This is a genomic window from Achromobacter sp. UBA2119 (assembly GCF_002331005.1).
Classification (GTDB): domain Bacteria; phylum Pseudomonadota; class Gammaproteobacteria; order Burkholderiales; family Burkholderiaceae_B; genus Achromobacter; species Achromobacter animicus.
This window is the reverse complement of the sequence record NZ_DCYD01000017.1, coordinates 70,949-93,224: the sequence shown is the minus strand read 5'-3', so window position 1 is coordinate 93,224 and position 22,276 is coordinate 70,949. Positions and strand designations below refer to the sequence as shown.

At 67.0% G+C, this 22,276-nt stretch carries 19 protein-coding genes and 1 pseudogene; 13 read left to right on the top strand and 7 right to left on the bottom strand.

The genetic code is table 11. The features are described 5' to 3' along the window. Positions 1-4: 4 nt before the first annotated feature. Together B3098_RS19495 and B3098_RS19490 are read left to right on the top strand one after the other, a co-directional pair. Positions 5-1,825, top strand: coding sequence for a glycoside hydrolase family 15 protein (locus tag B3098_RS19495; protein WP_286898557.1), 1,821 nt, complete (start codon positions 5-7; stop codon positions 1,823-1,825). 180 nt (positions 1,826-2,005) lie between these two features. Further along, positions 2,006-3,133 (top strand): acyl-CoA dehydrogenase family protein, encoded by a 1,128-nt coding sequence (locus B3098_RS19490; protein WP_286898556.1) that lies wholly within the window; start codon positions 2,006-2,008, stop codon positions 3,131-3,133. A 34-nt stretch (positions 3,134-3,167) separates the two neighbouring features. Here the strand turns inward: B3098_RS19490 and B3098_RS19485 are convergent, their stop codons facing one another. Further along, entirely contained in the window at positions 3,168-3,587 is a 420-nt protein-coding gene (locus B3098_RS19485) for a DUF2784 domain-containing protein (RefSeq protein WP_279974249.1), read from the bottom strand. 160 nt (positions 3,588-3,747) lie between these two features. Between B3098_RS19485 and B3098_RS19480 the strand changes: the two genes are divergently transcribed. After that, the gene (locus B3098_RS19480) at positions 3,748-4,176 is read left to right on the top strand and encodes a nuclear transport factor 2 family protein (RefSeq protein WP_286898555.1); all 429 of its coding nucleotides are present in this window, start codon (positions 3,748-3,750) and stop codon (positions 4,174-4,176) included. Positions 4,177-4,192: 16 nt separating this feature from the next. Here the strand turns inward: B3098_RS19480 and B3098_RS19475 are convergent, their stop codons facing one another. The 4 genes and pseudogenes from B3098_RS19475 to B3098_RS19460 form a co-directional block, all read right to left on the bottom strand. Beyond that, positions 4,193-4,768: a restriction endonuclease gene (locus tag B3098_RS19475; protein WP_286898554.1), complete on the bottom strand. Its 576-nt coding sequence runs from the start codon at positions 4,766-4,768 to the stop codon at positions 4,193-4,195. A gap of 34 nt (positions 4,769-4,802) precedes the next feature. Beyond that, the gene (locus B3098_RS19470) at positions 4,803-5,060 is read right to left on the bottom strand and encodes an RNA-binding S4 domain-containing protein (RefSeq protein ID WP_175121737.1); all 258 of its coding nucleotides are present in this window, start codon (positions 5,058-5,060) and stop codon (positions 4,803-4,805) included. 244 nt (positions 5,061-5,304) lie between these two features. Then, positions 5,305-5,893, bottom strand: a pseudogene (locus tag B3098_RS19465) (DUF502 domain-containing protein); the annotation flags it as partial. 173 nt (positions 5,894-6,066) lie between these two features. Continuing rightward, entirely contained in the window at positions 6,067-6,534 is a 468-nt protein-coding gene (locus tag B3098_RS19460) for a winged helix-turn-helix transcriptional regulator (RefSeq protein WP_175121736.1), read from the bottom strand. Positions 6,535-6,669: 135 nt separating this feature from the next. Here B3098_RS19460 and B3098_RS19455 point away from each other — a divergent pair, with 135 nt between their 5' ends. The 4 genes from B3098_RS19455 to B3098_RS19440 all read left to right on the top strand — a co-directional run bounded on the left by B3098_RS19455 (position 6,670) and on the right by B3098_RS19440 (position 13,296). Beyond that, positions 6,670-7,971: a D-amino acid dehydrogenase gene (locus B3098_RS19455; protein ID WP_191578958.1), complete on the top strand. Its 1,302-nt coding sequence runs from the start codon at positions 6,670-6,672 to the stop codon at positions 7,969-7,971. 223 nt (positions 7,972-8,194) lie between these two features. Further along, positions 8,195-9,322 (top strand): metallophosphoesterase family protein, encoded by a 1,128-nt coding sequence (locus B3098_RS19450; protein ID WP_286898553.1) that lies wholly within the window; start codon positions 8,195-8,197, stop codon positions 9,320-9,322. Then, the gene (locus B3098_RS19445) at positions 9,319-11,994 is read left to right on the top strand and encodes an AAA family ATPase (protein WP_286898552.1); all 2,676 of its coding nucleotides are present in this window, start codon (positions 9,319-9,321) and stop codon (positions 11,992-11,994) included. Before B3098_RS19450 ends, B3098_RS19445 begins: the two co-directional genes overlap by 4 nt. 438 nt (positions 11,995-12,432) lie before the next feature. Further along, positions 12,433-13,296, top strand: a complete 864-nt coding sequence (locus B3098_RS19440) for a DMT family transporter (protein ID WP_286898551.1) — start codon at positions 12,433-12,435, stop codon at positions 13,294-13,296. Here the strand turns inward: B3098_RS19440 and B3098_RS19435 are convergent. Together B3098_RS19435 and B3098_RS19430 are read right to left on the bottom strand one after the other, a co-directional pair. Continuing rightward, positions 13,226-14,218, bottom strand: a complete 993-nt coding sequence (locus B3098_RS19435; protein WP_286898550.1) for a hypothetical protein — start codon at positions 14,216-14,218, stop codon at positions 13,226-13,228. The two genes, B3098_RS19440 and B3098_RS19435, sit on opposite strands and share 71 nt — an antisense overlap. 427 nt (positions 14,219-14,645) lie before the next feature. Further along, on the bottom strand, positions 14,646-15,632 hold the full coding sequence (locus B3098_RS19430) for a Bug family tripartite tricarboxylate transporter substrate binding protein (RefSeq protein WP_056560769.1): 987 nt from the start codon (positions 15,630-15,632) through the stop codon (positions 14,646-14,648). A gap of 555 nt (positions 15,633-16,187) precedes the next feature. On the opposite strand from B3098_RS19430, the gene B3098_RS19425 reads away from it, so the two are divergent. Genes B3098_RS19425 through mnhG form a run of 6 tightly spaced genes read left to right on the top strand, consistent with a single transcriptional unit; the run spans position 16,188 to position 22,173 of the window. Then, positions 16,188-19,103 (top strand): monovalent cation/H+ antiporter subunit A, encoded by a 2,916-nt coding sequence (locus tag B3098_RS19425; RefSeq protein ID WP_286898549.1) that lies wholly within the window; start codon positions 16,188-16,190, stop codon positions 19,101-19,103. Next, positions 19,103-19,447, top strand: a complete 345-nt coding sequence (locus tag B3098_RS19420; RefSeq protein WP_175121730.1) for a Na+/H+ antiporter subunit C — start codon at positions 19,103-19,105, stop codon at positions 19,445-19,447. Before B3098_RS19425 ends, B3098_RS19420 begins: the two co-directional genes overlap by 1 nt. Then, positions 19,444-21,075 (top strand): monovalent cation/H+ antiporter subunit D, encoded by a 1,632-nt coding sequence (locus B3098_RS19415; RefSeq protein WP_175121729.1) that lies wholly within the window; start codon positions 19,444-19,446, stop codon positions 21,073-21,075. Before B3098_RS19420 ends, B3098_RS19415 begins: the two co-directional genes overlap by 4 nt. Further along, entirely contained in the window at positions 21,075-21,557 is a 483-nt protein-coding gene (locus B3098_RS19410; RefSeq protein WP_286898548.1) for a Na+/H+ antiporter subunit E, read from the top strand. Before B3098_RS19415 ends, B3098_RS19410 begins: the two co-directional genes overlap by 1 nt. Next, complete coding sequence (locus B3098_RS19405) at positions 21,554-21,835, top strand: K+/H+ antiporter subunit F (protein WP_056317324.1); 282 nt, start codon at positions 21,554-21,556, stop codon at positions 21,833-21,835. The genes B3098_RS19410 and B3098_RS19405 overlap by 4 nt, the downstream gene beginning before the upstream one ends. Then, on the top strand, positions 21,832-22,173 hold the full coding sequence (mnhG, locus tag B3098_RS19400; protein WP_175121727.1) for a monovalent cation/H(+) antiporter subunit G: 342 nt from the start codon (positions 21,832-21,834) through the stop codon (positions 22,171-22,173). Before B3098_RS19405 ends, mnhG begins: the two co-directional genes overlap by 4 nt. The last annotated feature ends 103 nt before the right edge of the window (positions 22,174-22,276 follow it).

The following is a 22,276-nucleotide window of genomic DNA, read 5'->3' as shown; positions in this document are numbered from 1 at the left end:
GCGCATGTCCAAACCCCTGGAAGACTACGGACTCATCGGCAACATGCTGTCCGCCGCGCTGGTGGCGCGCGACGGCTCGATCGACTGGCTGTGCCTGCCGCATTTCGACTCGCCCGCGTGCTTTGCCGCCTTGCTGGGCGACCAGCGTCACGGGCGCTGGCTGATCGCGCCGCACGGCAAGATCAAGTCGACGTCCCGCCGCTACGTGCCCGACACGGCGGTGCTGGAGACCCGCTTCGAGACCCGTACGGGCTCGGTGCTGGTGTACGACTTCATGCCGCTCAGCGACGACGACGAGCGCGTGGACGTGGTGCGCATCGTGCGCGGCGAGTCCGGCCATGTGCAGATGGACATGGAGCTGATCCTGCGCTTCAACTACGGTCAGAGCGTGCCGTGGGTGCGGCGGCGCGATTATGGCCTGAACGCCATCGCGGGCCCGGACGCGGTCGAGCTGCATACGCCCATCGAGCTCGAAGGCCACGACATGAAGACCACGGCGCGGTTCTCGCTGCATCCGGGCCGCGTCGTGCCGTTCACGCTGTCCTATCACCGCTCGCACCGCACGCCCCGGTTCGTGCCGGACCGGGTCGAAAGCATGGACCGCACCGTGTCATGGTGGCAGGAATGGGCCAAACGCTGTCATTGGGACGGGTCGGGCGACGGGCGTCGCGACGCCGTGGTGCGTTCGCTGATCACGCTGAAACTGCTGACTTTTCAGCCGACGGGCGGGATCATCGCGGCGCCCACCACGTCGCTGCCTGAAGCGCTGGGCGGCAGCCGCAATTGGGACTACCGCCATTGCTGGCTGCGCGACTCGGCGCTGACGCTGTACGCCTTGCTCAACGCCGGCTATCGCGAAGAGGCCGAGGCGTGGCGCCAATGGCTGCTGCGCGCGGTGGCGGGACACCCCGATCAGCTGCAGATCATGTACGGCATCGCGGGCGATCGCTGGCTGCCCGAGCTGGAGATTCCGTGGCTGCCCGGCTACGAAGGCAGCCAGCCGGTGCGCCGGGGCAATGGCGCGGCGGGGCAGAGCCAGCTCGACATCTACGGCGAACTCATTGATACGCTCTACGCCGCCCGCGTCGCGGATCTGGCGCCGCTGGCCGAAGCCTGGCGCCTGCAGAACGTGCTGCTCAAGCCGCTGGAGCAGCGCTGGCGCGAACTGGACCACGGCATCTGGGAAGTCCGGGGCGAACGGCGCGCCTTCACGCATTCGCGCGTGATGTGCTGGGTGGCGTTCGACCGGGCGGTCAAGGCCTGCGAGCGCTGGGGCTTGAAGGGGCCGGTCGATGCCTGGCGCCGGCTGCGCGAACGCATCCACAAGGACATCTGCGAGCATGGCTACGACCGCACCCGCGGCTGCTTCGTGCAGAGTTACGGATCGCCGGCGCTGGACGCGAGCCTGCTGCTGATCCCGCAGGTAGGCTTTCTGCCGGCAAGCGATCCGCGCGTGGCGGGCACCGTACACGCGATCGAACGCGAACTCATGCACGGCGGCCTGCTGCGCCGGTATTCGGTCGAGGATACCGACGACGGGCTGGAGGGCGAGGAGGGCGTCTTCCTGGCGTGCAGTTTCTGGCTGGCGGACGCCTACGTCATGCAGGGCCGGCTGGGCGATGCGGAGCGGCTTTTCGACCGTCTGCTGTCCCTGCGCAACGACCTGGGGCTGCTGTCGGAAGAGTACGACGTCGTGCGCCGCCGCCTGGTGGGCAACTTTCCGCAGGGTTTTTCGCATATCGGCCTGGTGAACACGGCCTACAACCTGAGCCGCGCCATGGGACCGGCGCAGCAGCGTGCGGAACAGGACGCGCCCCGGGCGTAGGGACGGGCCGCGCGGGCTTAAAGGGCGCACAGCGGGCGTTGCACAACGCGCGCCGGCCGTTGCCCGCGCCGGTGTATTCTCGCAATCACACGGCGCCGCCCGCCCGGCGCCGGTCATGCACACCACAAAAAACGCGCGCAGCGGCTCGATCGACGGCCCGCCGCATCAGGAGAGACAAGCATGCTTTTGACCGACGAACAGCAAAGCGTCCAGGAGATGGCGCGCCGGTTTGCGCAGGAGCGCTTGGCGCCCAATGCCGAACGCTGGGATCGCGAACACCACTATCCCGCCGACGCCATCGCCGAAATGGCGCAACTGGGCTTTTTCGGCATGCTGGTGCCCGAAGCGTGGGATGGCAACGGCAGCGGCTATATCTCGTACGCGGTGGCGCTGGAGGAAATCGCCGCGGGCAGCGGCGCCTGCTCCACCATCATGAGCGTGCACAACTCGGTCGGCTGCATGCCCATCCTGAAGTTCGGCAACGACGACCAGAAGGCGCAGTTTCTGCGGCCGCTGGCGCGTGGCGAACACATCGGCGCATTCGCGCTGACCGAACCGCAGGCCGGCTCCGACGCCAGCAGCCTGCATACCCGCGCGCGGCGCGACGGCGACCACTACATCCTCAATGGCGCCAAGCAGTTCATCACGTCCGGGCGCAACGGGCAGACGGTCATCGTGTTCGCGGTCACCGACCCCGACGCGGGCAAGCGCGGCATCTCGGCGTTCATCGTCCCCACCGATACGCCGGGCTACAAGGTGCTGCGCGTGGAGGACAAGCTCGGTCAGCACGCGTCCGACACCTGCCAGATTGCATTTGAAGACATGCGCATCCCGGCAGCATGGCGGCTGGGCGAAGAAGGCGAAGGCTACAAGATCGCCTTGTCCAACCTGGAAGGCGGGCGCATCGGCATTGCGTCGCAGTCGGTGGGCATGGCGCGGGCTGCCTTCGAATGCGCGCGCGACTACGCCCGCGATCGACTAGCCTTCGGCAAACCCATCATCGAACACCAGGCCGTGTCGTTCCGCCTGGCGGACATGGCGACGCAGATCCACGCGGCCCGCCAGATGGTGCTGCACGCCGCGGCCTTGCGCGAAGCGGGCAGGCCGGCATTGACCGAGGCGTCCATGGCCAAGCTGTTCGCGTCCGAGATGGCTGAAAAGGTCTGCTCGGCGGCGATTCAGACGCTGGGCGGTTATGGCTACCTGAAGGATTTTCCGGTCGAGCGCATTTATCGCGATGTGCGCGTCTGCCAGATCTACGAGGGCACCAGCGACATCCAGCGCCTGGTGATCGCGCGCAGCCTGTAGCGGCGCGGGGCAGGGGTGGGGCGGTTCGCGTTGTTCAGGAGCGGCCCTGTACGGACTGCCGCGCTTGGGCAGCAGCCGCAGCCGCGCGGCGCACATCGGCCCGGCGGCGCGCCCACACGGTATAGACGACGATGTTGCCCACGATCAGCACCGCCGCCAGCAGCATCTGCGTCGCCCGCGTGATGCCCTCGGGGTAGATGATGCCCAGCACGTAGTGCTCGATGAAGCCGCCCGCGTAGCCTTCCTGCCCCGCGCGTTCGCGCAGCGACACCTCCAGCGGCGTCAGCGGACAGATCCAGCCCATGCCGATCACCATCGCACCCCACGCCAGCGCCGGCAGGTGCCAGAACGCCATGCGCGGTTTCCACAGCGCCAGCAGGCCGCCGAACACCACGAACGCGACAAACAGGCCGTGTATGACCAGCACGAGGTCGGCAAGGATGCGATAGATCATCTTTGAAATGGGTAAATGGCGGGGCGCCGCAAACCGGCGGGAGGTGCATTAAAGCGTATGCCCGCACGCGGCGTGCGGGGCATTGGCAACAAGGCAAGACGGCTGATGACCGAATAGAATGCGGGCGTGTTCAATCCAAGATACTCCCGGAACCCACGCCATGCACGCTTCGATCACCGCCGCCATCCAGGACGCCGAGGAACGGCTGCGCCAGGCCATGCTGTCCTCGGACATTGCCGCGCTGGAAGCGCTGCTGCATCCGGACCTGCTGTTCGTCAATCACATGGGCTGGACCGTCACGCGCGAGGATGACCTGGATGCGCACCGCGGCGGATTGCTGAAGATCCACGCGCTGGACCTGTCCGAACAGTGCATCCTGCCGCGCGCGGATTGCGCGGTGGTGTCGGTGCTGGCCCGCATCGCGGGCAGCTACAACGGCGTGCCGGCCAATGGCACGTTCCGGTTCATGCGAACCTGGGCGCCGGATTCGGGGGCGGATGCTGCGGCGGGTGAGGGGGCCGGCGCGACGCCTGGCGCCACGGCAGGTGCGTGGCGCGTCATCGCGGCCAGTTCGGTGATGGTGGTCTAAGGCTGCCCGGCGGTCTTCAGACCTTCAGGTCGCGCAGCAGTTTGGTCAGTTCCAGGGCGGTCATCAGGGAGACGCCCTGCGCCTTGGCGTATTGCAAGGCGTTGTCCGACACGTCGCCCAGCGCGATGTAGATGGCTTCGCGGGCGCCGCGCTTTTCGCGCACGGCCTGCAGTTCGCGCAGCGGTTCCACGCCGTTTCTGGCGGCTTTCCAACGCTTGGCGCTGACGATGGCCACGTGGCCGTCCTTGCTCAGCGCGAAATCGGCGCCGGGCGCCTGCAGGCGTTCGACCTCACAGCCGTCGCGGCGGAAACCGGCTTCAACGGTCTTTGAAAAGTCTGCCCACGACATGGCGGCAACGGTTTCGGTCACCGCCTGCACGCGGGCGCCGGACGGCGCGCGCAGCTGCTTGTAGGCGGCCATGATCGAAATCACGGCAAACGGCACCGCGGCAAAGACGCCCATCGCGGCATACTCCAGCGGCAGCGCGGCAAAGCCGCCTGCGCTCAGCAGCACGGCCACGCCGGCGCTCATCCACCACGGCGAGCGCAGCAGCACGGCAAAGATGGAGTTCTGGGACATCTTGAATTTCATGGCAGCTCGCGGCGTGATGGGATCAACTGGGAATTCAGGCGCTGTCGCCGTTGTCGTCGTGGCCGCCGGCAAAGGCGCGGACCACGATGCGCACGCCGCCGCAGGTGACGATCTGACCATCGCGGATCTTGGCCGTCTTGCGCGTTTCGACTACGCCGCCAACGCTGACCTGGCCGTCGGCCACCAGCATCTTGCCGGCGCCGCCGCTGTCGACGACGCCGGTCGCCTTCAGCAGCTGATTGATTTCAATGTAGGGGCTGCCTTCGGCAAGCGTGAATTCGATGATGGACATGGAAGTGCTTCGGTAAATCGAGGTCAGGCGGGGCCGTTGCCGGGGGTGCGCGGGTTGGCCAGGTTGGCCGGGTTTCCCGCAGCTGCGGGCTGGTCTGCGGACGGCGCGACGGACGGGGAACCGGACGGGGAAACGGACGAGCCGGCGGTTTGACCCGCGGGCTGGGCGACCGGCGGCGTGACCGGCTGAGCCACGGGCTTATCCGCGCCCGCGTCCGGGCTGGCCGTCGGCACGGGGCGGATGCCGCCGGTTTCTGCCCGCGCCATCCAGGCGATCAGCGACGAGCGCATGGCTTCCTCGACCGACATCTGGATGGGCTGCACCCATTCCTGCGGCACGAACACGGTATAGCCGCCAATCATGTAGCCCATCGGCAGGTAGACGGCGACACGATCGCCCTGGGTGAATCCCTCGGGCAGGCCATCGGTGCCGCGGCGCGTCACCAGGCCCACCAGCTCAAGCTGCTGGCCCGGGATGCGCAGGACAACGACCTGCTGGGCCGTGTTCTTGGAACTGGGGGAGAAGTAATCCGCAAAGCTCTTGAGCGACGAATAGATGCTCTTGACCACCGGCAAGTTGGTGAAGGGCATCTCGACCAGCGTCAGGAACCGCTGCACGCGCTGCTTGGACACCAGGTAGCCGATGGCCAGAATGCCCAGGATGCCCAGCGCCAGGCCCATGCCCGGCACATAGAAGCCGCCGATGAAGGGGCGCAGGAACGTCAGCGCCACGCCTTCCGTCCAGGCCAGAAAGAGGTACAGCAGGTAGATCGTCAGCGCCAGCGGCAGGACGGTGATCAGGCCGCGGAAGAAGTATTTATAAAGACGGGTCATGGGCAAGAGCAAAAATTAGGGTCGGACGAGCGCATCGGCTCGCCGGGGAGGGCCGCAGCATAGCAGCCGCCGCAGGAATTATCGGTAACAAGGCGGACGCCCCTAGCCGGGCGCCCCTAGCGTGGCGCCCCTGGCCGGGCGCGGCGCATCCCTTCTTTTAGTGTGAACAGGCCCTAGCGGTCCACCGGCAGGAAGAGCGTCTCCTTGATCTCCTCCATCACGATGTAGCTGTGAGACTCGGCGGACGCGGGCAGCCTCTTCAGGATTTCGCCCAGAAGACGGCGGTATTCATTCATTTCAGACAGGCGCGCCTTGACCAGGTAGTCGAATTCGCCCGACACCAGGTGGCATTCCATGACCTCGGGCACATACAGCAGTTCCTGCTTGACCTTGTCGAAGACGTCGCCCGACTTGGCCGACAGCTTGATCTCCAGAAAGACAAGCAGATTCTTGCCGAGCGCCGCCGGATTGACGCGCGCATGGTAACCCGTGATGACGCCTTCGCGCTCCATGCGCTTGACGCGGTCGGAGCAGGGGGTTGCCGACAGGCTCACGCGTTCGGCCAATTCCGTGACCGAAATCCGGCCTTCGCGCTGCAGGATGTCGAGGATTTTGAGGTCAATTCGGTCGAGGTCGCGCATTTCACTAACGCCGGTCGAAAAACAAGGTTGGCCCGAGAAAAACCACTGCCCAAGGAAAATCTTCAGTGTTTTTCACTGCTGAAGGGGTCATAGACTACCGAAATTCCCAGACAAATCCAAATACCGGAAAGAATCATGCATGTGATTGTCCTCGGCAGCGGCGTCATCGGCACCACCACCGCCTATTACCTGGCCCGGCAGGGCGCCAAAGTGACCGTACTGGACCGCCAGCCGGCCGCGGCGCAGGAGACCAGCTACGCCAATGCCGGACAGGTGTCGCCGGGCTATTCCACGCCCTGGGCCGCGCCCGGCATTCCGCTCAAGGCGATCAAATGGCTCTTCAAGAAACATGCGCCGCTGGCGATCCGCCTGGACGGCAGCCTGTTCCAGCTCAAATGGATGGCCGCCATGCTGGCCAACTGCTCGGCCGACCGCTACGCCGTCAACAAGGAACGCATGCTGCGCCTGTCCGAGTACAGCCGCGACTGCCTGCGTGAACTGCGCGCCGCCACCGGCATCCACTACGAAGAGCGCGCGCGCGGCACGCTCCAGCTGTTCCGCACCGAAGCCCAGATGGAAGCCGCGCGCCGCGACATCGCGGTGCTCGAAGAGGTGGGCGTTCCCTACGAATTGCTGGACCGCCACCGTCTCGTCACGGCCGAGCCCGCGCTCGCCAACTCCGCGCACAAGCTCACCGGCGGCCTGCGCCTGCCCAATGATGAAACCGGCGACTGCCAGCTTTTCACCCGCCGCCTGGCGGACATGGCGGCCGCACTGGGCGTTGAATTCCGTTTTGGCCAAAGCGTCACGGGCCTGAACACCGCCGGCGGCCAGATCACCGGCGTGCGCGTCGGCAACGAAGTCCTCACGGCCGACCGCTATGTGGCCGCCTTCGGCAGCTACACCCGCGGTTTTCTTGAGCCCCTCGGCCTGGACCTGCCGGTGTATCCGGTCAAGGGCTACTCCCTGACCATCCCCATGAAGGACGAGGCGGCCGCGCCGGTGTCGACGGTGCTGGACGAAACCTACAAGGTCGCCGTCACGCGCTTTGACCAGCGGATCCGCGTGGGCGGCATGGCCGAATTGTCCGGCTTCGACCTGCGCCTGAAGGACGCCCGCCGCAAGACGCTGGAGCTGGTGGTCAACGATCTGTTCCCCGGCAGCGGCCACGTGGCCCAGGCCGAGTTCTGGACCGGCCTGCGTCCCATGACGCCGGACAGCACGCCGGTCGTCGGCGCCACGCGCTACAACAACCTCTACCTGAACACCGGCCACGGCACGCTGGGCTGGACCATGGCTTGCGGTTCCGGCAAGCTGGTCGCGGATCTCGTCATGGGCCAGCGCCCCGCCATCAGCACCGACGGGCTCGGGTTGTCGCGCTACGATCGCAGCGCGGCGTCTCGCCAGCAACTGGTGCTGGACGGCAAGGGCGCTTGAGCAGGACTTAAGCTGCACCTCGAGGCGTGCTTGTGTTGCGTGATCCGCGCCTCGAATCGCGTCTGAACTGCGTCTCACCGGCCTGCGGCTGATCTGGCGCTTGCACGGCCAGTAGGACGCACACCCGCCGGGCCGCTTCGATGCGGCCCGCGTTGTTTTTGAGTGCGCTGAATTGCGCACGCTGTGCGCGAAACGGCTCGTTGCTTTATGCCAAAATCGCCGCATGACCCATTTCCTGCACACTGCCGACTGGCAGATCGGCCGCCAATACGGCCAGTTTGAAACCGACGATGCCGCCATGCTCGCGGAGGCCCGTTTCGAGGTCGTCGCGCGCATCGCCACGCTGGCCGCCGAGCGCCGCGTGGATGCCGTGCTGGTCGCCGGAGACGTCTTCGACACGCAGGCCGTGTCCGATCGCAGCATCCGCCGCCTCTTTGCCGCCATGGCCGGCTACACGGGCCCCTGGGTAATGATCGCCGGCAACCACGACGCGGCCCTTGCCGACAGCGTCTGGAGCCGCGCCATGCAACTGGGCTGCATTCCGGCCAACGTGCATGTGCCGCTTGCCACCGGCGTGGTGGACCTGCCGGACGCCAACCTCGCTGTGCTCGCCGCGCCGCTTACGCAACGCCACACCTACGACGACGTCACCCAGGCTTTCGACACGCTGGAAACGCCGCCCGGACGCATCCGCGTGGGCCTCGCCCATGGCAGCGTTGCCGGCCGCCTGCCCAACACGATCGACGCCACCAATCCCATTGCGCCCGACCGCGCGGACCGCGCCAGTCTTGACTATCTGGCGCTGGGCGATTGGCACGGCTGTCTGTCCATTGACACACGCACCTGGTATGCCGGCACGCCGGAACAGGACCGCTTTCGCGGCAACGAGCCCGGATATGTCCTGGACGTGCGCATCGACGCGCCGGGCGCCGCACCCGTGGTCGAACGCATTGCAACCGGCAAGTACCGCTGGTCCGCCTGGAGCGAAACCCTTAGCCTGCCCACCGATGCCCAGGCGCTGGCCGAACGCATGGCGGCGTTGCGGTCAGACGACGTGCTGCGCCTGGACGTGCAGGGGCACGTCAACCTCGAAACCTGGGATGCGCTGCAAAAGGCCGTGGCCGAGGCCGCCGCGCAGGTGCGGGCCTTGCTGCCGGACTTGTCCGGCGTGCGCCTGGAACCCGACGAAGCTGACCTGGCCGAATTGCGCGCCAGCGGCTACGTGGGCGAGGTCGCCGCACAACTACAAGCGTTGCAGGCGGACGAAGACCAGTCCGCCGTGGCCAGCGAGGCCTTGCGCCTGCTGCTGCGGTTCCAGCGCGAAACCGCCACGCCGGGAGCCGCCAAATGAAGATCTCCCGCATCGCCCTCGAAGAATTCCGCAAGTTCCGCCAGCCGCTGTCGCTGGATGGACTGCAAGACGGCCTGAACCTCTTTGTCGGCCCCAACGAGGCCGGCAAAAGCACGGTCGCGGCCGCGATCCGAGCCGCCTTCCTTGAACGCTACAGCACCAGCAAGGTCGCCGACCTGGCGCCGCGCGGCGAATCCGGCGCGCGCCCCAGCGTTGAAGTGGCCTTCACGCACGCGGATCACGCCTACGTCCTGAAAAAGCAGTTCCTGTCCAAGGCCCGCTGCGAGCTCGTGGTGGACGACGGCGCGCAGCGGCTGGACGGCGAAGAAGCCGAAAACGCGCTGGCCGGTTTGCTGGGCTTTGAAATGCCCGGGCGCGGCCAAAGCAAACCTGACCTGGCTGGCGTACCGGGCCTGCTATGGATCCGCCAAGGCGACGGCCAGAACCTGCACGAAGCCGCCGGCTTTGCGGGCTCGCATCTGCGCGATGCGCTGACGCAGCTCTCCGGCGAGCTGGCCTCCGGAGACGGCGACCGGCTGTTCGATCGCGTGTCGGCCGAGCGCGCCGCGCTGCTGGACGCCCGCAACGGCCGTCCCAAGGGCAGCTACAAGGACGCCGAAGACGCGCTCGCGCGCGCCTTGTCCGAACGCGACGAATGCGGGCAGGCCATGGCCCAGCTCAACGCCGACGTCGATCGCCTGGCCGAGCTGCGGCGCGAACATGAACGCGCCCAGGCCGCGCAACCCTGGAAGGATTTCGAGGCCAAGGCTGTTCAGGCCCGCGCGCGCCTTGCCGCACTGGCCAAGGAGCGTGAAGCCTTCGACGGACTGCAACGCGAACAGGCGCAGGCCGCCCAGACCCTTGCATTGCTGCAGGATCAGGTCCGCCGCGATCAACAGGACGAAGCCGATTACCAGGCGCTGCTTCGGGATGCGCGCGCGGCGCACGCCCATGTGCAGGCGATGCAGGAACCGCTGGCGCGCGCGTTGCAGCAGCGGCAATCGCACGCCGCCGCAGTCGAGGCCGCGCGCCGGCGCGTGACGCGGCTTCAGGCGCTGGCGGACCGCCGCGACCTGGACCGGCAGCTTGCGCAGCTCACCCCCGAAATTGAACGCCTGGACGGCGCGCTGGTCGCAGCCACCCACCTGATCCAGCAAGGTTCGGCGTTGCGCACAGAAGCCGTCCAACTCGAAATATCCGATGCTGAAATCGAGGCGCTGCGCAAGGCCGGCCGCGAACTTGGAAATCTGCAGTTGCAGCAACAGGCGGTCGCGACGCGCTTGCGGTACCGGCTCGATGCCGGCGCGCAGGCGCTGCTGGACGGCAAGGCCGTCAGCGGCGCGGGCGAAGTCCTGCTTACGGCCGCGGCCGAACTCGATCTGCCCGGTGTGGGCCGCCTGCAAATCGAGCCGGGCGGACAAGACCTGCCGGCCTTGCAGCGCGAACTGGCGCGCGCGGAGTCGGCAAGCGCCGCGTTGCTCAAGCGGGCGGGCGTCGACACCTTGGCCGATGCCGAACAGCGTCACGCGCGCTACAACGCGCTGCAGCGCGAACTCGAAGGCATGCGCAAGACGCTGAGCATTCATGCGCCCCGCGGCGTGGATGCGCTGCGCACCCAGCGCGACGAGGCTCTGGCGCGGCTGGCGCAGTTGCAGGAAAGACTGTCCAAGCTGCCGCCTGTGCAGGAAACCGAAGACGGCATTCGGGTTGGTGACGCAGATGCCGGCATCGTTCCCGACACAAGCGATGACGATCTGCCCGACGCCGTGCAGGCCCTGCGCGAGGCCGAAGCCGTTGCGGCGCAGGCGGAAAAGGCAGTCGCCGACGCGCAGCGCGCGTTGGACGCCGACACAGCCCGTGCCCAGTTGCTGGAAGGGCAGGCTGCCGCCCGGAGCGCAGAACTGCAATCCGACGAACGCACGGCGCAACGCCACGCCCGCGCCGGCCGCCTCGCCGAAGTTCGCAGCGCCCACGACCAGCTCGAACTGCGCGTACGCGAGGCTCGGGCCTCGCTGGCTGAACACCGGCCCGAACTCGCGGAACAGGACGTGCAGCGGTTTGAAAAATCCGCCGCCATCGAACGCGACGCCCAGCACAAGCGGCACGGCGACATCCTGCAATTGCAGGGCAAGCTGGACCAGGCCGGTGCGCAAGGCCTGGGCGAACGCCTGTCCGAAGCGCAGGCAGCCTGCGAGCGTCTGCAACGGCGCCGCGACGAATTCGCACGGCGCGCCGCCGCGCTGGACCTGCTGCAAAAGCTGTTGGCCGACAAACGCGCCGCCGCCACGCAACGCCTGCAAGCGCCGCTCGCCCGCCGGCTCAACCACTATCTGGCGCTGCTCTTTCCCGACGCCGCGCTGCGCCTGGACGATGCGCTGCTGCCCACGGCGCTGCGCCGGGGCGATGGCGAAGACGCGCTGGACGCCCTCAGCTTCGGTACGCGGGAACAGCTCGGCATCCTGGCGCGGTTCGCCTACGCCGATCTGCTGCGCGAGGCCGGCCGGCCCACCTTGCTGCTGCTGGACGACGCGCTGGTCCACACCGACGACGCCCGGCGCGACTTCATGAAGCGCGCGCTGTTCGACGCCGCGACCCGCCATCAGATCCTGATGTTTACGTGCCACGGCGAGGCATGGCGCGACATGGGGGTGGAGCAGCGCAGGATTGGTTAGCGCACCGGCCCGGTTCCGGCACCTCGGTGCCGGGAAGCCGCGCGGCCACAACCGCCGATGCTTGACGCTGCGGCCCGGCGCCGGTAGTCTGCGCGGATGCCTGCTTACACGCCTTTCGCCATGCTTGCCCGCGCCGTCCGCGCGGGTCTAGCGTGCGCGCGTGTATTGGCTTCCTTCTCCGCCGGCGCTACGCCGGCTGTGTCTCCTGTCAAGAACGCGGCGCCGCCGCCCGCATCGCCGCCCCGCGGCGTCGTGTCTGGCGCGCATCCGCCTGTGTCAGCCGTCCTAGGCTGACCCGCCGCATCTCCGTCTCCCGCCTGAACTCCAGCGCCGCCCCGCGAGCATGACGCATTGACGTCGCCCGCCGCGCGCGCACATGGGCGCGCGTTATCGCGCCCCGGGCGGGAGTCTGTACCCCATTCAGACAGGTGATACCTCATGTCCATCATCCGACACGCGTGGACTGCCCACGCGTCCACCACCTTGTTCGTGCTGCTGTGGAGCGGCGGCGCGATCTTTGCCAAGTGGGGGCTGTCGCATGCCTCCGCCTTCGGCTTTCTCTTGTTCCGCTTCCTGCTTGCGCTGGCGGTGCTGCTGCTGATCTGCGCGAGGCGGGGACGTTGGTTGCCGCAGACCGGCACCCGCATGCAGGTCGCGGCCACGGGTGCGCTGCTGATCGGCAGCTATTCCATCTGCTATCTGCTGGCGCTGGACCATGGCGTGACGCCTGGCGTGCTGGCGACGTTGCTCGGCGCGCAGCCCATCCTGACGCTGGCGCTGACGGAGCGCCGCTTTGCGCCGGCGCGTCTGGCCGGACTTTGCCTGGCGCTCGCCGGGCTGGTGCTGGTCGTCTACCAGAGCATCGCGCTGACGCGCTTGTCCGTCGCGGGCATCGCGTACGCCTGCGCGGCGCTGGCCAGCATGACGGGAGGCGCCTTGCTGCAAAAGCGCGTCCAGCAACCGCCGATGGACGTGATGCCGTTGCAGTACGCGATCAGTCTGGTGCTCTGCCTGCTGTTCGCACCATTCCAGCCGCTACACGCCGACTGGAGCGTCGGCTTCATCGTGCCGTTGGTCTGGATGGGCCTCGTGATTTCAGTCGGCGCCACGCTGCTGTTCTACCGCATGATCCAGGCGGGCAACCTCGTCAACGTGACCAGCCTGTTCTATCTGGTGCCGGTGGGCACGGCGGCGCTGGACTACCTGATTCTGGGCAATCGCTTGCCGGCGCTCAGCCTGGCTGGCATGGCCGCGATCCTGACAGGGTTGATGCTGGTGTTACGCCATCCCGCGACGCCCTGACATCCATCCACCCGTTCCACGGCTGGTCAGGGGGCGTGGAGCCGGCGCTCGTCGCGCCGTCCGGTCCCGCCCAATGCCCGCTGACCAACTGTGCCGGGCGGGATTGGGCGATCACCCGCGCACACAAATCCCACGCGTCCAGCCGCACGCTCAGTCCGGCGTAGACGCCGTGTCCCGCGCCCGCCTCGATGACGCCGGCCGCCTGCGCGCCTTCGCCCGCGCGGATCGCGCCCTCGGCGCGGATGTCCTCGCCGGCGATCAAGCCCCACCCGCAGGCGAGGTGTTCGCCCGACTGAATGGACCCGCCCGCCTGAATACCGCAACCGGCATTGATTTCCTGCTCCGCGGTCACGCCGCCGCCTGCCTTGATGCCTTGACCGCACTTGATGGCGCCTTGCGTGTTGATGTCCTGGCCGGCATGCAGGTGGCCGGTCACGGCCAGGTCCTGTCCGGCGCAGATGTCCCACTTGGCGCGCACATTGCCGCCGCAATCCAGGCGCGTCGCAATCTCGATCCCCCAGTCGGCCGCCACGTCGCCGCCGGCGCGCAGGTTGCCGCCGCTGGCAATGTTGCCGCCGGCGGTGATGTTTTCACCCGCCACGATCGACTCGCCAGCGCGAATGCCGCCGCCCGTGATGAGGCTGCGGCCGGCGCGAACCACCGTGTCCACGTTGATGCCCATGCGGACTTCGAGCGTTCCCGCAAACACGATGGCGGTGGCATCCAGCGTGTCCAGCCGCAACACTGCGTCGGTCGGACCGAACTGGTCCAACAGCCAGCAGGCGTCGCCGACGCGGCCGTCGGCGACCAGGGCATCGAGCACGGCCTGGTAGTCCCCCTGTCCGTTGTGGTCGCGCAGGAACCATTTGTAGCCGCCCGCGCACGGGTTCTTGGCTTTGACGAATTTCTTGGTGAGTTGCATGGCGCTGAATCGAAAAGGTGCGGTGCGTGGACGCCGCGCAAGCCGGAAAGGGCGTGCGAGCGGCGAAATGGGGACGAGCGCCCGCCACGCGGCAGTGCGCCCGCCGGCCGGTTTCAGGCTGCAGGACGCGCGGATGTGCGCAGGCAGCCGGCAACGGGCCGGAGCAAGAATCAGAAAGGGGAGAGCCGGGCGATTAGCCGGGCTTGGACCGCGCGTAAGCGGAACGCGCGGCGACCTCCTGCGAACTCAACAGCGTTGAGCGCAGGGCGCAGAGAGCGCAGGTGACGCAGGGAAGGGAAGATATATCGGGTTGCACGGGGCAGATGCTACCACCGGGGCAATTGCCGTCAAGCGGGGACGAATGCAAAGCGGGGCGCCAACCGCAAACCGCAAACCGCCGGCCCGCGCCCCGCTCGTCAGGTTGCGATCAGTTCGTCAGGACGATGTTGCGGTCCTTGGCGATGCGCTGGCGCAGTTCAAGTTCGCGCTTGATCTGTGCGGCGTACTCGGCCGGCGTGTTGCCGTCCACGATCGATCCGCCGTCGGCCAGGCGCTGTGCGATCTTCGGATCCTTCAAGGCCTTGACCGCCGCGGCGTGCACGCGGTCGACCACGGCTTGCGGCGTGCCGGCGGGCGCCACCAGGCCGTACCAGGCCATGTTGTCCATGTCGGGCAGGCCACCCTCGGCGAACGTCGGCACGTCCGGCAGGGCGGGCAGGCGCTTGGGCGCCGCCACGGCCAGCGCGCGCAGCTTGCCCGCCTGGATGTGCGGCATGGAGGAGGGCAGGTTGTCGAACTGGACGTTCACCTGGCCGGCGATCACGTCGTTCAGCGCCGGACCCGATCCGCGGTAAGGAACGTGAACCATGTCGGTCTTGGTCAGCGACTTGAACAGCTCGCCGTCCAGGTGGCTGATGCCGCCCGCGCCCGACGAGGCATAGCTGTACTTGCCGGGGTTGTTCTTGAGCAGGGTGATGAATTCGGCCAGGGTCTTGGCGGGCACGCTCGGGTTGACCGTCATGACGTTGGGCACGTTCACCATGTTGGTGATGGGCGTGAAGTCCTTGAGCGGGTTGTACGGGTTCTTGGGGTTCGTGGCCGGATTGGTGGCCATGGTGCTGACCGTGGCCACGCCCAGCGTGTAACCGTCGTTGGCAGAGCGCACCAGGGCGTCGGCGCCGATGGACCCGCCGCCGCCGGCGCGGTTTTCCACGACCACGGGCTGGCCGAGTTCACGGCCCAGGCCCTCGGCCACGACGCGCGCCACGATATCGGTGGTGCCACCGGCTGCAAACGGGACGATCAGGCGGATGGGTTTATTGGGGTAGGGGTCTGCGGCCTGGGCAGCGGAGGTCAGGCAGGCGCCAGCGATGGCGGCGGCCAGGACGGCCTTAGCATGTGACAACACGTTCAAGAGTCTTCTCCATATTGTTGTTCCGAGCCGGCCATCTTGCCGGGCCAGCTTCGGTGAGGCGCGCATTGCCGGGGTGTCGCAAGCCAACGCCTCGTGGCCGCATTCCACACAGATATGTCCCCATGGTCAACTCGGGATTGTCCCTGTCATGAGAAATCGCAAAATTTCTAACGTGTTCCTAAAAAGCGCGGAGATGACAGAAGTTGCAGGAAAAAGTCAGTCTGACAGGCAGTTGAACACAAATTGAGAAGCTTTCGGTGCGCAATCGCTGCGCAGTCATCTTGCTGTCATTAGCTGGGTACGTACATAAATCCCTGCATAACTTACAAGAATCTGATATTTTTCGGCTGAGATTCTTGCCCGGTCTTGCAAGAAAGCTATTGCGTTTGTTTCTGTCTGCGCCGTTCAATTGGCGTTGGTTGATGACCCCTCGGGGCAACGTGTAGTGCAGCGACGCACCGGGCCAAGGGTTCCGTCCGTTTTTCAATCCCCGGTCTGTTTCGTCTCTCGCTGCCCTGCGCTGGCGGGAGGGGGCCCGGACATTTTCGGAACGCCATGTCGCTGATCCTGATCCTCGCTCTGCCGTTCGCCGGCAGCCTGTGCGCCGCGCTGCTGCCTTCCAACGCCCGCAACGCCGAGGCGTGGTTGGCTGGCCTCATCGCCCTCGCGTGCGTGGTTCTGATCGCGACGCTCTATCCGGACGTCGCCAACGGGGGCGTCATACGAGCCGACATGCCTTGGGCGCCCGCCCTGGGTCTGCAATTCACCCTGCGCATGGACGGCTACGCGTGGCTCTTTGCGCTGATCGTCTCCGGCATGGGCGCGCTGGTCGTGTTGTACGCGCGCTATTACATGTCGCCGGAAGACCCGGTCCCGCGCTTCTTTTCCTTCTTCCAGGCCTTCATGGGCGCCATGCTCGGCGTGGTGCTCTCGGGCAACCTGATCCAGCTGGTTCTGTTCTGGGAAATGACCAGCCTGGCGTCGTTCATGCTGATCGCTTACTGGCACCACCGCCTGGACGCCCGCCGGGGCGCGCGCATGGCGCTGACGGTCACCGGGGCGGGCGGTCTCTGTCTGCTGGCCGGCGTGCTGATCCTGGGCCATATCGTCGGCAGCTATGACATGGACCGCGTCCTGGCGTCGGGCGACCTGGTCCGCGCCGACCCCTGGTATCCCGCCGTCCTGGCGCTGGTGGCGCTGGGCGCGCTGACCAAGAGCGCGCAATTCCCGTTCCATTTCTGGCTGCCCAACGCCATGGCCGCGCCCACGCCGGTGTCCGCCTATCTGCACTCGGCCACGATGGTCAAAGCAGGCGTTTTCCTGCTGGCGCGCTTCTGGCCCGTGCTGTCTGGCACCGACGAGTGGTTCTGGATCATCGGCGGGCTGGGTCTCATCACCCTGGTGCTGGGCGCCTACGCGGCCATCTTCCAGCAGGACATGAAGGGCGTGCTGGCGTATTCCACGATCAGCCATCTGGGCCTCATCACGCTGCTGCTGGGTCTGAACAGCACGCTGGCGCTGGTGGCCGCCATCTTCCACATGATCAACCACGCCACGTTCAAGGCGTCGCTCTTCATGGCGGCGGGCGTGGTCGACCACGAAACCGGCACGCGCGACCTGGGCCGGCTGTCCGGCCTGTATAAGGCGATGCCCATTACCGCCACGCTGGCGATGGTGGCCGCGGCTTCGATGGCGGGCGTGCCGCTGCTGAACGGTTTCCTGTCCAAGGAAATGTTCTTTGCGGAAACCACCTTCGTCAGTGCCGACCGCTACGTCCAGCTTGGCCTGCCGCTGCTCGCTACGATCGCCGGCGCATTCAGCGTCGCCTATTCGCTGCGTTTCATCCTGCAGGTGTTCTTCGGTCCTCCGGCCACCGACCTGCCGCGCGAGCCCCACGAGCCGCCGCGCTGGATGCTGCTGCCCAGCGCGCTGCTGGTTCTCATGTGCCTGCTGGTGGGCATCGTCCCCAGCCTGACCGTCGGCCCGTTCCTGGCCACTGCGGCGCAGAGCATCCTGGGCGAGAACATGCCCGACTACAGCCTGGCCGTCTGGCACGGTTTCAATCTTCCGCTGGCGATGAGCCTGGTCGCCACTACCGCAGGCGTGCTGCTGTACCTGGCCCTGCGCGCGCATCAGCGCGCCAATCCGGGCCGGGTGCCGTTCATCTACCGCCTTGACGGCCGCCGCACCTTCGAAGCGCTGCTCGATGGCTCCAGCGTCGCCGCGGCATGGCTGCTGCGCTGGGTGTCGTCCACGCGCCTGCAGGTCCAGATGGTGCTGATCCTGGTGGGCACGCTGTTCGTCGCGTGGTTGCCGCTGCGCGCCGGCGGCTGGCTGGACGGCGCCGTGCGCCTGACGCCGGTCGATCCGGTTTTCGCCTTGCTGTGGATCGTGGGCGGCACCTGCGCCCTGGCCGCCGCGTTCCAGGCCAAGTACCACCGCCTGGCCTCCCTGGCGCTGGCGGGCGGGGCAGGGCTGATCACCTGCCTGACCTTCGTCTGGTTCTCCGCGCCCGATCTGGCGCTGACGCAGCTGTCTGTCGAGGTCGTGACGCTGGTGCTGTTGTTGCTGGGCCTGCGCTGGCTGCCTCGCCGCATCGTGCAGGACGACGAGGAAAGCCTGAAAGCCACGCTGCAGGCACGCGGCCGCCGCCTGCGCGATCTGCTGCTGGCAGTCGCCGCCGGCACGGGCATGTCCGCGCTGGCCTATTCGGTGCTGGCGCGGCCGCAGACCAATCCCATTTCGTCCTATTTCGTGGATCGGGCGCTGCCTGACGGCGGCGGCACCAACGTCGTCAACGTGATCCTCGTGGACTTCCGCGGCTTCGATACGTTCGGCGAAATCACGGTGCTTGGCATCGTGGCGCTGACCGTCTACGCGCTGTTGCGCCGCTTCCGTCCAGCCGCCGAGAGCGCGGACATTCCCCGCCAGCAGATGGATCAGGACGGCGGCATCCCGGACGCGCCCGACATCAAGTCTCCGGTGCCCGCAGGCTCGATGATGGTGCCCGCGGTGCTGGTGCGCCTGCTGCTGCCGATCGCCGCGCTGATCTCCGTGTATTTCCTCTTGCGCGGCCACAACCAGCCCGGCGGCGGTTTCGTGGGCGGCCTCATCTTCGCCACCTCCGTCATCCTGCAATACATGGTGGGCGGGGTGTATTGGGTTGAATCCCGCAGCCGCCTGAATCCCCAGAACTGGATCGGCATCGGGCTGCTGTCCGCTGGCATTGCCGCCGTGAGCGCGTGGCTGGCCTACAAGCCGTTCCTTGCCGCACTGGCTTGGGACGTCGCGCTGCCGCTGATTGGCCACGTCCACGTGTCCAGCGTGCTGCTTTTTGATCTGGGCGTCTACATGCTGGTCGTCGGATCCACCGTGCTGGTGCTGGTGGCGCTTGCCCACCAATCGCTGCGCGCGCAACGCAAGGCCGCCGCCGAGCTCCAGGCGGCCGCCGTTCAAACAGGAGAAGCCTGATGGAATTGATATACGCTGCCGCAATCGGCGTGCTGGCGGGCTCGGGCGTGTGGCTGCTGCTGCGGCCCCGGACGTTCCAGTTCATCATGGGCCTGTCGCTGGTCTCCTACGCGGTGAACCTCTTCATCTTCGGCATGGGCCGGCTCACGTCCGGCAGGCCGCCGGTGGTGGATCCGTCCATGGCGCATGATCCTTCCTGGTATGCGGATCCGCTGCCTCAGGCGCTGGTGCTGACCGCCATCGTCATCGGCTTTGCCACAACCGCGTTGTTCCTGGTTGTGCTGCTCGCCTCGCGGGGCCTCACGGGTACCGACCACGTTGATGGACGGGAGTCCCAATCTTGAGTTTCTGGCTTCAACACCTTCCTGTCCTGCCCATCATCATTCCGCTGGTCGCGGGCGCAGCGATGCTGCTGTTCGCCGACACCAGCCGCTACGCGCGCGGCGGGGTCGCGCTTCTGTCGACGCTTGCCCAGTTGGCAGCCGCGATCGCCTTGCTGGTCGTGGCCGGCGGGGGCGTGCCCGGCGTCTGGGAAAACGGGGTAGGGGCCTACCTGGTGGGCGACTGGCCCGCGCCGTTCGGCATCGTACTGGTGGTCGACCGCCTGGCGGCCGTCATGCTGACGCTGACGGCCGTACTCGGTCTGGCCACGCTGGTCTACGCGCTGGCCCGCTGGGACCGCGCCGGCGTGCATTTCCATTCGCTGTTCCAGTTCCTGCTGATGGGCCTGAATGGGGCCTTCCTGACCGGCGACCTGTTCAACCTGTTCGTGTTCTTCGAAGTGCTGCTGGCGGCGTCCTACGGCCTGCTGCTGCACGGGTCCGGCGTGGCGCGCGTCAGCGCGGGCCTTCAGTACATCGCCGTGAACCTGGTGGCCTCGTTCCTGCTGCTGATCAGCATTGCGCTGATCTACGGCGTGACGGGCACGCTCAACATGGCGGACCTGGCGCTGCGCGCCGGCAATCTGGCGGGCGCCGAACGCATGCTGTTCGAGGCTGGCGCCGCCATCCTCGGCGTGGCCTTCCTGGTCAAGGCAGGCGCCTGGCCGCTCAACTTCTGGCTCGTCAAGGGGTATGGTTCGGCCGGAGCACCGATCGCGGCCATGTTCTCCATCATGACCAAGGTCGGCATCTACGCACTGTTGCGCATCGGCTCGCTGCTGCTGCCCACCGGCGCGCCCGCCGCCTTCAGTCTGGACTGGATGTTCGCCGCCGGGCTGGCCACGCTGCTATTCGGCGCCCTGGGCCTGTTGGCCACCCAGCAACTGGAAAAAATGGTCGGCTACTGCGTCATCGTGTCGGCCGGCACGCTGCTGACCGCGCTGGGCATGCCGGGCGTCACGCTCACGGGGCCCGCGCTCTTCTACCTGATCAGCTCGGTACTGACCACGGGCGCGTTTTTCCTGCTGGCCGAACTGATCGAACGCACCCGCAGCTTCGGCGCAAACGTGCTGGCGGTCACGCTCGATGCCTTCGACCTGGACGATCCAACCTCTGTGAACCGCTCCGACGACGTCGTCGGCGTGGCGATTCCCGCGGCAATGGCGTTCCTGGGCCTGGCCTTCATTTCCTGCGCGTTGCTGGTGACCGGCCTGCCGCCGCTGTCCGGCTTCGTCGCCAAGTTCTCGCTGTTGTCGGCAGCGGTATCGGCCGCCACCGAGTCGGCGCCGCCGATGGACGCCTGGCTGCTGGTGGCCGCCGTGCTGGTGTCGGGTCTGGCCGGCCTGATCGGCCTGGGCCGCACCGGCATCCGTATCTTCTGGGCCAGCGACGACCGCAGCACGCCGCGCCTGCGCGTAATCGAGGCAGGCCCGGTCGCCGTGCTGGTGCTGCTGTGCGTGGGCCTGGCCGCTGGCGCGGGTCCCGTGTCGGCCTACCTGGACGACGCCGCCCGTTCGCTCGACCAGCCCGCGTCGTATATCGACGCCGTCATGTCCGCGCAGACCGTGCGCGGCGTCAAGGGAGGAAGCTGATGCGCCGCCTTTACTTCCTGATCCTGCCCACGTTGCTGTTTGCACTGTGGCTGCTCCTCAATGAAAGCGTGTTGCCGGGGCAGATCGCCCTGGGCATCGCGCTGGCGCTGTGGTTCACGTGGGCCGCCTCGCGCCTGCGCCCGCTGCATGCACGGCCGCGCCACCTGTGGAAGGTGATCCCGCTTTTCCTGCACGTGACGTGGGACATCATCAAGTCAAACATCGCGGTCGCGCGGCTGATCCTCAATCCGCGCCGCAATGAGTTCTCGCCGGGATTCATCCTGATCCCGCTCACCATGCGCGACCCGCATGGCCTGGCGATGCTGGCCTGCATCGTCACCTACACGCCCGGCACGGTCTGGGTGAGCCTGACTGAAGACCACGCGCTGAAACTGCATGTGCTCGATCTGCAAAACGAAGACGAGTGGATCGAACTGGTGCAGCAGCGCTACGAGCGCCCGTTGATGGAGATGTTCGAATGAATTCCGTACTGTATTGGGCGGCATCCTTTGCCTTGCTCTGCTTTGCGCTGGGCATGGTGTTCGCCACCATCCGCCTCTTGCGCGGCCCCACCGCCCAGGACCGCGTCCTGGCCCTGGATACGCTGTACATCAACGGCATGCTGACGATGCTGGTGTTCGGTATCCGGTCCGGCACGTCGGTGTACTTCGACATTGCGCTGCTGATCGCGCTGTTCGGCTTTGTGGGCTCTACCGCCATGGCGCGTTTCCTGTTGCGCGGCGAGGTCATCGAGCCATGATGGAAGTCGATATCCCCCTGTGGGCCGGTATCCCCGCCACCATTCTGCTGGTGCTGGGCGGACTGCTGGCCGTGACCGGCTCGGCCGGGCTGCTGCGTTTCCGCACCTTCCAGTCGCGCATCCATGCCCCCACGCTGGGCAACACGATGGGCTGCGCCTGCGTGCTGGCGTCTTCCATCCTGGTGTTCTCGGCGCTGTCTGCGCGCCCGGTGTTTCACGAGGTCATCATCACGCTGCTGCTGATTGTGTCGTCGCCTGTCACGGCCATGTTGCTGATGCGCGCAGCCACGTACCGCAACCGCCTTACCAAGGCGGAAGCGGACAAAGACGCGCGCTGATTTCGGGCCGTCCCTGTTTGCTGGCGTTGAAACGTAACCTTACGAATTCACGTCGCTAGTTATGTCCCCCATCGCGCGGTCATGGGATAGTGAGGTCAGTTGG

Coding starts and splice junctions, on each gene's coding strand:
- B3098_RS19420 (WP_175121730.1), top strand. CDS start 19,103: ATGGAATTGATATACGCTGCCGCAATCGGCGTGCTGGCGGGCTCGGGC.
- B3098_RS19450 (WP_286898553.1), top strand. CDS start 8,195: ATGACCCATTTCCTGCACACTGCCGACTGGCAGATCGGCCGCCAATAC.
- B3098_RS19495 (WP_286898557.1), top strand. CDS start 5: ATGTCCAAACCCCTGGAAGACTACGGACTCATCGGCAACATGCTGTCC.
- B3098_RS19475 (WP_286898554.1), bottom strand. CDS start 4,768: ATGAAATTCAAGATGTCCCAGAACTCCATCTTTGCCGTGCTGCTGCGC.
- B3098_RS19425 (WP_286898549.1), top strand. CDS start 16,188: ATGTCGCTGATCCTGATCCTCGCTCTGCCGTTCGCCGGCAGCCTGTGC.
- B3098_RS19490 (WP_286898556.1), top strand. CDS start 2,006: ATGCTTTTGACCGACGAACAGCAAAGCGTCCAGGAGATGGCGCGCCGG.
- B3098_RS19480 (WP_286898555.1), top strand. CDS start 3,748: ATGCACGCTTCGATCACCGCCGCCATCCAGGACGCCGAGGAACGGCTG.
- B3098_RS19470 (WP_175121737.1), bottom strand. CDS start 5,060: ATGTCCATCATCGAATTCACGCTTGCCGAAGGCAGCCCCTACATTGAA.
- B3098_RS19445 (WP_286898552.1), top strand. CDS start 9,319: ATGAAGATCTCCCGCATCGCCCTCGAAGAATTCCGCAAGTTCCGCCAG.
- B3098_RS19460 (WP_175121736.1), bottom strand. CDS start 6,534: ATGCGCGACCTCGACCGAATTGACCTCAAAATCCTCGACATCCTGCAG.
- B3098_RS19440 (WP_286898551.1), top strand. CDS start 12,433: ATGTCCATCATCCGACACGCGTGGACTGCCCACGCGTCCACCACCTTG.
- B3098_RS19455 (WP_191578958.1), top strand. CDS start 6,670: ATGCATGTGATTGTCCTCGGCAGCGGCGTCATCGGCACCACCACCGCC.
- mnhG (WP_175121727.1), top strand. CDS start 21,832: ATGATGGAAGTCGATATCCCCCTGTGGGCCGGTATCCCCGCCACCATT.
- B3098_RS19410 (WP_286898548.1), top strand. CDS start 21,075: ATGCGCCGCCTTTACTTCCTGATCCTGCCCACGTTGCTGTTTGCACTG.
- B3098_RS19435 (WP_286898550.1), bottom strand. CDS start 14,218: ATGCAACTCACCAAGAAATTCGTCAAAGCCAAGAACCCGTGCGCGGGC.
- B3098_RS19405 (WP_056317324.1), top strand. CDS start 21,554: ATGAATTCCGTACTGTATTGGGCGGCATCCTTTGCCTTGCTCTGCTTT.
- B3098_RS19485 (WP_279974249.1), bottom strand. CDS start 3,587: ATGATCTATCGCATCCTTGCCGACCTCGTGCTGGTCATACACGGCCTG.